General features: G+C 64.8%; 13 protein-coding genes. 8 read left to right on the top strand and 5 right to left on the bottom strand.

Translation table 11 applies throughout. The features are described from left to right. Positions 1-356 precede the first annotated feature (356 nt). Positions 357-1,244: an AraC family transcriptional regulator gene (locus DES52_RS16760; RefSeq protein WP_110887969.1), complete on the bottom strand. Its 888-nt coding sequence runs from the start codon at positions 1,242-1,244 to the stop codon at positions 357-359. 137 nt (positions 1,245-1,381) lie between these two features. On the opposite strand from DES52_RS16760, the gene DES52_RS16755 reads away from it, so the two are divergent. Then, on the top strand, positions 1,382-2,248 hold the full coding sequence (locus DES52_RS16755) for a nuclear transport factor 2 family protein (protein WP_211317945.1): 867 nt from the start codon (positions 1,382-1,384) through the stop codon (positions 2,246-2,248). Positions 2,249-2,529: 281 nt separating this feature from the next. Here the strand turns inward: DES52_RS16755 and DES52_RS16750 are convergent, their stop codons facing one another. Further along, complete coding sequence (locus tag DES52_RS16750; protein WP_110887968.1) at positions 2,530-3,429, bottom strand: LysR family transcriptional regulator; 900 nt, start codon at positions 3,427-3,429, stop codon at positions 2,530-2,532. A gap of 128 nt (positions 3,430-3,557) precedes the next feature. Between DES52_RS16750 and DES52_RS16745 the strand changes: the two genes are divergently transcribed. Continuing rightward, positions 3,558-4,424, top strand: coding sequence for a sulfurtransferase (locus DES52_RS16745; protein ID WP_110887967.1), 867 nt, complete (start codon positions 3,558-3,560; stop codon positions 4,422-4,424). 65 nt (positions 4,425-4,489) lie between these two features. Then, a complete protein-coding gene (locus tag DES52_RS16740) occupies positions 4,490-4,699 on the top strand; it encodes a hypothetical protein (protein ID WP_110887966.1) in 210 nt (69 codons plus the stop codon). 253 nt (positions 4,700-4,952) lie between these two features. Here DES52_RS16740 and DES52_RS16735 read toward each other — a convergent pair whose 3' ends face one another. Then, positions 4,953-5,174: a hypothetical protein gene (locus DES52_RS16735; RefSeq protein WP_110887965.1), complete on the bottom strand. Its 222-nt coding sequence runs from the start codon at positions 5,172-5,174 to the stop codon at positions 4,953-4,955. Positions 5,175-5,330: 156 nt separating this feature from the next. Between DES52_RS16735 and DES52_RS16730 the strand changes: the two genes are divergently transcribed. After that, on the top strand, positions 5,331-5,534 hold the full coding sequence (locus DES52_RS16730; protein WP_110887964.1) for a hypothetical protein: 204 nt from the start codon (positions 5,331-5,333) through the stop codon (positions 5,532-5,534). A 46-nt stretch (positions 5,535-5,580) separates the two neighbouring features. Here DES52_RS16730 and DES52_RS16725 read toward each other — a convergent pair whose 3' ends face one another. Further along, positions 5,581-6,024: a response regulator gene (locus DES52_RS16725; RefSeq protein ID WP_110887963.1), complete on the bottom strand. Its 444-nt coding sequence runs from the start codon at positions 6,022-6,024 to the stop codon at positions 5,581-5,583. Positions 6,025-6,330: 306 nt separating this feature from the next. After that, positions 6,331-6,858, bottom strand: a complete 528-nt coding sequence (locus DES52_RS16720; RefSeq protein ID WP_110887962.1) for a DinB family protein — start codon at positions 6,856-6,858, stop codon at positions 6,331-6,333. 162 nt (positions 6,859-7,020) lie between these two features. Here DES52_RS16720 and DES52_RS16715 point away from each other — a divergent pair, with 162 nt between their 5' ends. From DES52_RS16715 to fdhD, 4 genes are all read left to right on the top strand, one after another. After that, a complete protein-coding gene (locus DES52_RS16715) occupies positions 7,021-7,284 on the top strand; it encodes a cold-shock protein (protein ID WP_110887961.1) in 264 nt (87 codons plus the stop codon). 95 nt (positions 7,285-7,379) lie between these two features. Beyond that, positions 7,380-10,379: a formate dehydrogenase subunit alpha gene (gene fdhF / locus DES52_RS16710; RefSeq protein WP_110887960.1), complete on the top strand. Its 3,000-nt coding sequence runs from the start codon at positions 7,380-7,382 to the stop codon at positions 10,377-10,379. After that, positions 10,379-10,879 carry a helical membrane plugin domain-containing protein gene (locus tag DES52_RS16705; RefSeq protein WP_110887959.1) on the top strand — a complete coding sequence of 167 codons (501 nt, stop codon included), beginning with the start codon at positions 10,379-10,381 and terminating at the stop codon, positions 10,877-10,879. The genes fdhF and DES52_RS16705 overlap by 1 nt, the downstream gene beginning before the upstream one ends. After that, entirely contained in the window at positions 10,876-11,736 is an 861-nt protein-coding gene (fdhD, locus tag DES52_RS16700; RefSeq protein WP_245901081.1) for a formate dehydrogenase accessory sulfurtransferase FdhD, read from the top strand. Before DES52_RS16705 ends, fdhD begins: the two co-directional genes overlap by 4 nt. The last annotated feature ends 14 nt before the right edge of the window (positions 11,737-11,750 follow it).

Genomic DNA, 11,750 nt, shown 5'->3' with positions numbered 1-11,750 from the left:
CGCTCGACGCCGAGGCGAGGCTGGTGGTGAGGGTGAGGGCGGCGAGGGCGGACAGGGCGAGCGTGCGGATCGTGCGGGTCATGGGGAGTCTCCTTAAGGTGAAGCGGTCTCGCTTCGAATGACCCGAGTGTCGCGCCTGCCCGTTCAACCCTCGCCTACCACCCGTTCAAAACTCGTGTACACCGACGAGGAGCCCTCGAAGAAGCTCCTCGTCGTCTCGCTCGTGTTTCGCGGGACGCGGACGTACGCGCTGCCTTTCACGGACCGGGGCGCGCTCATGGCGCCCCGGTCTTCAGCCCTCCCTGGAGGGATCGAAGAAGTCCGCGACGAATCGAAAGGGAGCCGCGCTGGCGCTGTCACTGTCCGTCACGCTTCTCGACCCGTGAAGCTCGCAATCCACGGCGCCACGCGGCCGGAGTCATGTTCATGGAGCGGCGAAAGCGATTGATGAAGTGCGTGACGTCGCCGTAACCACTGTGCGCCGCGACGCGGTCCACGGGCCATGCCGTCTCCAGGAGAAGGCGCCGAGCTTCCACGAGGCGACGTTCGTGAATCCAATCGAGCACCGTGCGACCCGTCTCGCGCCGTACCACGTGCGCGACGTACGCGTCCGAGCGGTGCAGACGCTCGGCGACGTGCCGAAGGCTGAAGGGCTCTCGGAAGTTCGCGTCGATCAACGCGAACACGGAGCGCACGAGTGGAGACGGCATGGGACGCGGATCGCCTCGCTCCTCCGCGAGGCGGTCCACACGCGTCGTGAGAAGCGTCAAGTACGCGCGCGCCGCGTCGAGGTAGCGCGTTCGGCGCTCTTGCACCTCGTTGGCGAGGGCGTCGATGCCCTCGAGCCAAGCGGCGGCCTCGACGGGAGGTAGGACGTAGGTCGGCTCACGATCGACGAGCCACGAGCGCGTCGTCCAGGTGTCGCGCTCGTCGGAAGGCAGCGCGTCGAGGCCGAAGAGCACGAGGCGTCCCGCCGCTTCCTCCAAAGCCCGCCCGTCGTACAAATGCGTGGGAGCCAAGACGAGGAGTTCGTTCGGGCGGGCCTCGAAGCGCTCTCCGTTTATGAAGTGCTCACCGCGCGCCTCTTGGAAGAACGCGAGGACGTGAAAGGTGCGGTAGTGCGGTCGGTCGCGCAGCAGGAGGTGATCGGGCGCGAGGGTGACGACCTCCAGCCGCAGTGGAAGGTCGTGCGCGGCGCGGAAGGCCACCGTGGGATTGCGCCGAACGGGCGGCTCGATCGTCACACGAACAGCGTAGCGCAAAATCCACCGATTTCTACTCGCGATCACCGCTCGACCCGGATGGCCGCCGAGCCTAGGCTGAATGCACTTCGAGCGAGTGCTTCGAAGCACTCGAATCCCCCGTTCTCTCGAGGAGATCTATGAAACGACCGGTTTCGTCGCTCGCGCTGGTGGCCTTCTTGCTCGCCGCTTGTGCGCCTCGCGCCGCCATGCCCGCCCTCTCGTTTGCTTCCGGAGGCTCTATGAACACCACGACTCCTGCGACCACCGTCCTCTCCCTTATCCGCGACGGCTTGGAAAAGAACGACGCGGCCGTCGTTCGCCGTCTCGTCGCCCCCGAATACCGCCAGCACAATCCCATGGCCGAGGACGGTCGGGCGGGACTGCTCGGGCTGCTCCGCACGCTGCCCGAGCCGATGACGTACGACGTGCGCCGCGTGCTGCAAGACGGCGAGCTCGTCGTGGTGCACAGCCGCTTGAAGCTCGCGGGCGCCGACTTCGCCGCTTTCGACCTGTTCAGGGTGCGCGGCGAGCAAGTCGTGGAGCACTGGGACGTGCTGCAACCTTGGCAGGAACGCACGGTCAGTGGCCGCTCACAAGTGGACGGACCGACCGAGGTGACGGATCTCGGCCGCACCGAGGCGAACCGAGCGCTCGTGCGCGACTTTCTGAACGAAGTGCTGATCGGCGGACAGGGAAGCCGCGTGACGGACTTCATCAGCACGCAATCGTACTGGCAGCACAACCCGAACGTCGGGGACGGGCTGGCGGGCTTCGGCGCGGCGATGGAAGGCATGGCGAAGGCGGGCGTCACCATGACGTACACGAGAATCCACCGCCTCGTGGCCGAGGGGAACTTCGTGTTCTCCCTGTCCGAAGGCCAGTTCGGCGGCCAGCACGTCGCGTTCGGCGACCTCTTCCGCCTTCAGGACGGCAAGATCGTAGAGCACTGGGACGCGATCCAAGAGGTTCCGGCCTCGAGCCGAAACGCCAACGGCGTCTTTTGAGGAGCCACGCTCCACCGTCCGCTTCATGAGGCCAACGCGTTGCTCGGCGGCGTCACGGTGAAGCAGAACGAGGGCTCGCCGCGAACATCATGCATGCAGTTGACTCATGGCGCATAGCACGCTATCTTTTCCTTGTCAGCGTCCGAAAGGACGCTTTTTTCATGCCCGAGCGCGCTGCACCCTAGAGGCTGCCCCACGGAGGAAATTCGAGAGGATGGCGGCCAGACGCGTCGGCTGTCCTGGCGTGAGCTTGGCGAGCCGACGCGTTCACAACGCGAGTCTTACCGAGAGTGCCGCTGCGTGCGAGCGCCGAGCACGAGATCCGACAGCAGCCGAGACTCCGTTCGGGCAAGCACGTCGCTCGGCGTCACCACCACGTACTCCAAGGTCACGTTCGGAGCTTCGATCAGCACGGGCGTCACCAATCCCGCGGCGATTTCTGCTCGCGCCACGCTCGGCGGCAAGATCGTGACGCCTACCTTGCCGACCAAGGCGGCGCGCACGGCCGCGATGCTGCCCAACTCGAATTGCACGTCCGGCAGAGCCGTCGCTTCGCTCAGCAAGCGTTCCGCGCGCCGAGCGATCGTCGAACCGCTTACCGGCCACAAGAACACCTCCCCGGAAACCGCCAGCAAGGGAGTCGAGCCGCGCGCCTCGAGTTCATGCTCGGCCGGAACCAGCAAACTCAGGTCCTCGGCGCTGAAGCGATGCGCGGTCAACGCGACAGGCAGCGGCGTCAGAGGTCGTACGATCAACGCGGCGTCCAGCGAGCCCGCCGCGACTTGCTCACCGAGGTCGGACGAGTGACCGCTCACGACCTTGACCTCGTGGCCGTTCGAGTGCGCGCTCCTGACCACGTTCACCGCGTGCGACGCGAGCGTCCACGACAAGCCGAGCAGCAACGGGCGTGTTCGTTCGCGCCGCGAGCGCAGATGCTCGGCGGCGCTCGCCGTCGTCGCGGCGATCACCCGAGCGTACCCCAGCAAATCCCGCCCGGCGTCGGTCAAGGTGATGCCGTACGCGTTGCGAACGTACAAGCGTTCGCCGACGAGATCCTGCAGCGTTTTGAGCTGCGCGCTGACGGCGGGTTGGCTCAAACGCAACGCTTCTGCCGCGCGGCTGATATTGCCGTACTCGGCGACGACGCTGAACGTCACCAGCAAGTCCGGGCTGAGCCGCATGCCTCAAGCATACCCGGTCCCTTCCAGTCATCAGGAAAACGAATATCTGATCTTCACTCGTCTTTCTTGAGGGCAAGGTGCGTCAACGATAGCCTGTGCGTGTCAGGACGACCTGGCCCGAGGAGCCGATGACGAATTCCCGAACTGTTCACGCTCTGGTCGACACCGACTGGCTCGCCGACCATCTCGCCGATCCCGCTGTACGGGTTTTCGAGGTCAACGAGGACTTGTCACTCTACCCGAGCGGTCACGTCTACGGCGCGATCCTCGTCGATAGCCGCAAAGACTTCTGGGACCCGGTCGTGCGCGACTTCATCGGCCCGCAGCAGTTCGCCGAGCTCATGGGACGCTGGGGCGTGTCGAAGGACACGACGGTCGTGCTGTACGGCGACAAGAGCAACTGGTGGGCGACGTACGCCTACTGGTTCTTGAAGTACAACGGACACCACAAAGTCAAGCTCGTCGACGGCGGTCGGCAGAAGCTCGTTCAAGACGGCTTCGACTTCACGCCGGACACTTCCTTCGTCGACCGAGCGCCTTATCCCGTGGGGCAACGCGACGAACGCCTGCGCATCTACCGTGACGACGTCTTGCGCCTCATCGAGACGACTCGGGCGGGCGCAGGCGCGATGGTGGACGTTCGCAGCCCCGAGGAGTACGCCGGGTTCGTGACGCACATGCCCGACTACCCGCAAGAAGGCGTGTTGAGAGGCGGGCACATTCCCGGCGCGGTGAACGTTCCTTGGGCGATGACCGTGAAGTACGACGGCACCTTCAAGAGCCTCGATCAACTGCGACGGTTGTTCGAACCGCTTGGCGTGACGCCCGATCGAGAAGTCGTGACGTACTGCCGCATCGCGGAGCGCAGCAGTCACACGTGGTTCGTCCTGTCCGAGCTGCTGGGGTACCCGAGGGTTCGCAACTACGACGGAAGCTGGACCGAGTGGGGCAACGCCGTGCGCGTTCCCATCGAACGAGGCTTGCTCGGCGGCTGAGCGCCACCCCTTTTTCCACACCCATCGTCTTGGCCGGTCGCCTCGGCTGGCCAGGAGAGGAGCGCATGCTCATGGATCTCGAGTCTTGGACTCCAAGTGATAAAGCCCGCCGCATCGCCATCGCCGTCGCCATTCAGTTCGCAGTGTTCGTGTTCGTGCTCGTGTGGATCGCCTTGGCGTGGCCGTGGTACGCCATCGTCCTGGCGCCGCTCGTGGCGTACGTCCTGGCGTTCTACCCGGTGTTCGGTGTTCTAAAAAAGCTCATTCGGCGCTGATGGAAGGAGGCTCCGCGGCCTTCTGCTGGTGTACGGCTCCGTAAGCGTTGGTCTACTTCGAACAACTTATGCGTGTCTCGGTTTGAATCCCGCATTGCTGTCGCGTGAACACCGTCTGGCCATCGTGTCAGCGGAAAGCGGTTTGAACTCACCCTCGACGACGCCGTTGTCGTTGACGCGTTGCGTGTCGAAGGCCGCTGTGCCGGGAAGCCAGGTGGTTTCACCGCTTGCTCTGCTCGCGCGACGGGGCTCGTCAGGAGGCGAGGTCGTGCGGTACGGGACCGGACTTCAAGCCGCCGTCCTCGAAGACCGCGCGCAGCGTTCCGAGTTCGACGCCCGCTCCGACGGCGTGGTAGATCAACACGGTGACTCGCTCCCCGCGCTCGATGCGCAGCAAGTCGTCTCGCATGATGAAGCCGGAGAGGGTGACGTCCCCGACCGGGAGTTCGATGACTTCGTCCGGATTGTCCAGCACGCTTTCATTGTACGAGGAGAGCCGAACGGTTGACCATGGTCGTGCGTTCACTTCGAGCACACTCCAGGGCGCACCGTCGAAGGGTCGCTCGGATCGAACGCGACCTGGAACGCGGCTGTCATACGGCCGTAATGCTCGCGCCTCTAAGATGCGGGGGTGCTGAGTGACGTCGCCGAGCTGATCGAGCGTGCATGGCTCTCGGTCATGATGTGCAATGATCTGGACGAGAACACCAGCGCCGAGCTGCTTCTATTGTTGGAGGACGTCCGTGCCGAGCTGAAGCGCGCGCGCACCGAACGGTACGAGCGTCGCTTGCGCTCTTTGGTCGAGTTCGTTCTCGACGAGGTGGAGCTCGCTTGAAGTTCCGTCGGGGCGACGATGAGCCGCGTGGTTCGTCGACACGCCCTCAGTTCATGGAGGCGCCGCTTCGGTGCGTGGGCAGCACGACGGATCGAAGCCAAAATCGGCACAGCGACCCCACGGCCCGAGTCAACTCCTCGAACGACTGACCTTTGTAAAGGAATGCGTTGGCGTACCGCCGATACGCTTGGGCGATTCGTTCGTCGTCACAGTGGTGAGTCAGCACGATCACGGGAATCGCGCGCGTCTCCTTGTCGCTTTTGAGGGCTTCGAGGACATGCAGTCCGTCGGACGCGGGCATCACGAGATCGAGCAGGATGAGGTCCGGTTGAACGCGCTTGGCGACGTCCAGCGCGTGGGTTCCGTCATGCTCGACGTTCAGGACGACAGGCTTGCATGTAAGAGCGATCTGCGCGAACGCCTCCCGAAGCAGATCCGCGTCCGTTGCGCTGTCTTCGATGCAAAGAATCAAAGGGGCATTGGCAAGCATGTTCTTGAACTATAGGGAGCCTATGGTCGACGTGCGTTCCTGCGACCTTCAGCGTTCGTCGAGCGAACGCGTATCACGCCTTTTGGTTTCGTCAGGCCTCGTCGCTTCTTCGTCGCTTCGACGTCACGTTCCAAGCTCGGCTTGCGGCTCGAAGGCTTCGCGTCGGGAACGACTTCCGCGCGAGCGCCGAATTCTTAGTTCGACAAGCGCCCCGCCGTCCGTCATGTTGAAGGCATGACGTTCACGCGGGGAACGGCGCGGCTTCAGAACGTGAAGTTGCTCGTGCGGAACGTGGCGCGTTCGCCCTCAGCGCATGCGGCGACTTTCCAGCCCGGCGTGCGTCATGAGGTAGCGCAGCCATCCGCGCGCCGAGAGAGGCCCGAGGCCGTTGTGCTCCACGCGCCAAGCGGGATCGGGCGGATTGGAGGAAAGTTCGCGGGCGAGCGAGACGGTGCGCTGCCGAGTCGTGGTGAAGTCTTCGAGCACGTCGTTCCATGTGGCGTCGGCGGGCGGCTTGTACGGATGGTGCTCGTCTCGCGAGAACGCTTCGCCGAGCGCGGCTTCGAGGCGTCGCTGTCCCCAACGTTCGATGCCGATGATGTGCCGCATCGTCTCCTTGGCGCGCTCGAGCTCCTTGGCGCGGCGAGCGCGCACGAGGACGCGTTCGCCCGCCACTTCCAGTTCGTCGGCGAGTTCCGCGTAGCGTTTGTCGCGGGCGGGGCGTTCCAGCACTTGCTCCACCACGAGGTGTTTCACGTCGTCCTTTCGGGCGCGCAGCAGCAAGGCGCCCGTGCCCAGCAGCATCAATCCCAGTCCCAAACGTCGCAGTCGCATGCGCTCAGCCTAACAGGTGTGGATCGATCGATCATTGTGTGCCAGGGTGGAATTGGTCGAATTTCAACGGGTACAATACGAGTCGATTCCAGTCTGCGAAGCTAGAAGCGTACTCGGGATGAACACGGGTGCGTGATTCGTACGCTTGGAAGAGGAGTAAAGATGCCTGCAGGGAAAGTTAAGTGGTTCAACGCGGAAAAAGGCTACGGTTTCATCGAGACGCCCGGCAACCCGGACGTGTTCGCGCACTTCAGCGCCATCCAAGGTTCGGGCTTCAAGAAGCTCAACGAGGGTGACGAGGTCGAGTTCGAAATCGAGGCCGGTCAACGCGGCAAGGGCCCGCAAGCCAAGAACATTGTGGTCACGAAGGCCGCGCCCGTGAGCGAGTACAACGCTCGCCCGCCGCGCCGCGACAGCCGCTGGTAACATCAGCACTGTGAAAGAGGATGCCCGAAGGCGTCCTCTTTTTTTATGCTTTTCCGATCGCTTCACCGCGAGGCGTACACTGAACGGCGACCATCATGAACGACGCCACGGACGCCAAGAACGATGCATTTCCAGAAACGCACGTCGTCCTGAACTCCGTTCCGCAACACGCGCGGCGCGGCGAGCTCTTGATCGACGTGCTCAACCGCTCGGGCTTGGAGCTCGCGCAAGTGTGCTATCACCCGCAACTCGGGCCGATCCAGACGTGCGACACGTGCCTCGTGGAAGTCGACGGCGAACTCGTCCGAGCGTGTGGCGCGCGCGTTCGAGGCGGTGAAGTCGTTCGAACCGAGACGCGGGCGGCGAGAGCGGCGCGCACCGACGCCTTCGATCGCCTGCTCGGCAATCACTTGCTGTACTGCACGGTGTGCGACAACAACAACGGCAACTGCACCGTGCACAACACGACGGCCTTGCTGCGCGTCGAACACCAGCGCACGCCCTACCACCCCAAGCCGTACGTCGTCGACGACTCGCATCCCTTCTACCGCTACGATCCCGACCAGTGCATCTTGTGTGGTCGCTGCGTGGAGGCGTGCCAGAACCTGCAGGTGAACGAGACGCTGTCGATCGACTGGGAAGCCCCACACCCGCGCGTGCTGTGGGACGGCGGCAAACCTGCCGGAGAGTCGAGCTGCGTGAGTTGCGGACACTGCGTCACCGTCTGCCCGTGCAACGCTCTCATGGAGAAGTCGATGCTGGGCGAAGCGGGCCTCTTCACCGGAATTCCCCTGCCCGTCTTCCAATCCGCCGTGAACCTCGTGAAGGCGGCCGAGCCCAGCGTCGGGTACGGCCCGATCTTGTCGATTTCGGACGCGGAGCACGCGGTGCGCGAAGGCAGCATCGAGCGAACGAAGACGGTGTGCACGTACTGCGGCGTCGGCTGCTCGTTCGAAGTGTGGACGAAGGGCCGCCACATCCTCAAGGTCGAGCCGACGCACGGTCCCGCCAATGGCGTGTCGACTTGCGTGAAGGGCAAGTTCGGCTGGGACTACGTGGCCGCGAAGGAGCGTCTCACGACCCCCCTCATTCGTGAAGGAGCGACGTTTCGAAAGGCGACGTGGAACGAGGCGCTGGCGTTCGTCGCTCGCCGCTTGCGCGAACTCGCCGCCGAGTCCGGCCCGGACGCCCTCGGGTTCATCGCGTCCTCGAAGTGCACGAACGAGGAGGCATTCTTGATGCAAAAGCTCGCGCGCAGCGTGATAGGCACGAACAACGTCGACAACTGTTCGCGCTACTGCCAATCGCCCGCCACGATGGGCTTGTGGCGAACCGTCGGGTACGGCGGCGACTCGGGCTCCATCTCGGACATCGAGGCGGCGGGTCTGGTCATCGCGATCGGCACGAACACCGCCGAGTCCCACCCTGTCCTCGCGACGCGCGTGAAGCGAGCGCACAAGCTGCGCGGCCAACGCTTGGTCGTCGTGGACGTGCGCGAGCACGAGATGGCGCGCCGCGCCGACCTCTTCGTCCGCCCGACTCCCGGAACGGACTTCGTGTGGCTCTCGGCGATCGCGAAGTACATCCTCGACGAGCAACTCGAAGACAAGGCGTTTTTGGAACAGCACGTGAACGGCCTCGACGAGTTTCGGGCGAGCCTCGCGCCGTGGACGCTGGAGCGCGCTCAAGACATCACGGGCGTTCCCGCCGAGACGTTGAAGCGCCTCGCGCACGAGATCGTGGACGCCGACGGAACTTGCGTCCTTTGGGCGATGGGCGTCACGCAGCAACGCGGCGGCTCGGAGACGAGCACCGCCATCAGCAATCTGCTGCTCGTCACGGGCAACTACATGCGGCCCGGCGCGGGCTCGTATCCGCTGCGAGGACACAACAACGTGCAGGGCGCTTCCGACATGGGAGCCATGCCGAACTTCGTGGGAGGGTATCAGCGCGTGGACGATCCTGAGGTGCGCGCGAAGTTCGAGGCGGCCTGGAACGTCTCCTTGCCGACGACGAAGGGCCTCGACAACCACGAGATGGTTCACGCGATTCACGACGGCAAATTGCGCGGACTGTACCTCAAGGGTGAGGACATGGGCCTCGTGGACGCGAACGTCAACGTCGTGGAGGCCGCGTTCGAAAAGCTCGACTTCTTCGTCGTGCAAGACGTGTTCTTCTCGCACACCGCCTCGTTCGCGGACGTCGTCTTGCCCGCCTCGCCGAGCTTGGAGAAGGACGGAACGTTCACGAACACCGAGCGGCGAATCCAACGACTCTACGAGGTGCTCGCGCCTCTCGGAGAGTCACGCCCCGATTGGCGCATCATTCAAGGCGTCGCGAACGCCCTCGGCGCGAACTGGCAGTACGAGCATCCCGGCGAGATCATGGCGGAAATCGCGAGCCTCGTTCCCCTCTACGCGGGCGTGACGTACGAGCGCCTCGCGGGCTTCGCGTCCTTGCAGTGGCCCGTCGCGCACGACGGCACCGACACGCCGCTGCTGTTCACGAACGGCTTTCCCTTCCCGGACGGCAAGGCCCAGCTGTACCCCGCGCGCTTCATAGAGCCGCTCGAACCGCCCGACGACACGTTCGATTTGCACCTCAACAACGGCCGCATGCTGGAGCACTTCCACGAAGGCAACATGACCTTCAAGACCGAAGGCATCGCTTCGCGCGCGCCCGACACCTTCGTGGAGGTCGGCCTCGAACTCGCCGAGGAGCGCGGCTTGGAGTCGGGCCGCTTCGTGCGGCTCGTGTCGCGGCACGGCGCCGTGAAAGTGCGCGTACTCGTCACGAACCGAGTGTCCGGCAACATCCTTTACATGCCGATGAACGCGCGAAGCGCCGAGGACGCCGTGAACCGTCTCACGGGCAGCCACACGGACCTCAGCACCCACACGCCCGCGTACAAGGACGTCGCCGTACGCATGGAACTTCTTCCCGTGAAGGGCGAGTCGCCGTTGCCCAAGTCGAACTTCCGCTTCGGAACGCCCACGCCGCAACGAGGCGTGGAAGTCGAGCGCAAGTGGCGCCGCGCCGACTACACCTTTCCCGGTACGGAGGCGTTCGAAACGAACGCCTCAGGAGACGACTGATGGCGAAGTCCTTGAAATTCGACGCGGCGGCTTTGCAAGCGACGCCGAGAGAGCGCTTGGAGGAAGAGACGCACCTCAGCGCCGACGCGCTGCTGGACGCCTTGAATCTCGTGCGCGCCTTGCACGAGCACCGCGTGCTCGACACGACGGCGCGCCTCGTGCAAGGCGGCGCGGGGTTGTCGCACGAAGTGCTCGAACTGCTCAATCAGCCGGGCGGCGTGCGCGCCCTGCGCAACTTGCTGGAGTTCGCCAAGCTGCTCGGCAGCGTCGAGCCCGACGAGGTCGGCGCGTTCACGGGCGCCCTCGCCGACGGCCTTCGCGCGGGCGCGAACCGCGTGCGAAGCGGACAGCCGATCGGGACGCGCGAATTGCTGTCCTTGACGCGCGATCCGGATGTCGGCCTCGCCCTCGGTGTCGTCGCGGACGTCTTGAAGGGCGTGGGACGCGGCCTTCGCGAGCGGGCGCAGTACGGAGACGTCCACGTGCCGCCACAAACGTGAAGGCGGTCGAGGAAGGCGTCGAGCGAGTCGAGGTGCGGCGCGTCGAGCATGGCGTGGTGCGTGAAGCGGCCGACGTCGTCTTGCTCGAGGAACCGCTCGAACTGCGCGTCGTGACCGACGAGGAGCGAACCGTCAACCTCACGATGCGAACGCCCGGCCACGACGAGGACCTCGCGCTCGGCTGGCTGCTGTCCGAAGGCGTGATTTCCAAGGCGTCGGACGTGACGGCCCTCGACGCTTGGCGAACGGGGGAAACGGTCTTGCCGAACGTCTTGCGCGCCACGCTTCGAGAGGGGCTTCACGCGCCGCCCCGCTTCACTTGGACGAGCAGCGCGTGCGGCGTGTGCGGTATCGGCGGGTTGGAGCGTCTCGCCGTGCGAGCGGAACGGCCGTCTTGGACGGAGGACGCGCTCGATCTCGACCTCGTTCTCGACGCGCCGCGCCGCCTGCGCGAGCGGCAAGTCCTGTTCGACGCGACGGGTGGCGCGCACGGAGCGGCCTTGTTCACCTCGTCCGGCGACCTGCTCGCGACGCGTGAGGACATCGGACGGCACAACGCGGTCGACAAGATCGTGGGGTGGGCGTTACGGCAAGCGGCTTTGCCGCTGTCCAACACCTTTCTGGTCGTCTCGGGCCGCGTCGGTTACGACATCGCTTCGAAAGCCGTCCTCGCCGGAATTCCCGTTCTCGTCTCGGTGTCCGCTCCGTCCAGCCTCGCCGTGCGCTTGTGCGAGGCGTTCGGCGTGACCCTTTTGAGCTTCGTTCGCGAGCGGCGTTGCACGGTGTACGCGGGAGGCGAGCGGCTGGGCCTAAAAAACGCCTCCCCTTCCGCGCGAAAAGGGGAGGACGAAACGTGAGGGATCGACAGGAC

It is taken from the genome of Deinococcus yavapaiensis KR-236 (assembly GCF_003217515.1).
GTDB classification, from domain to species: Bacteria; Deinococcota; Deinococci; order Deinococcales; family Deinococcaceae; genus Deinococcus_A; species Deinococcus_A yavapaiensis.
This window is presented reverse-complemented; position numbering and strand designations above follow the sequence as displayed.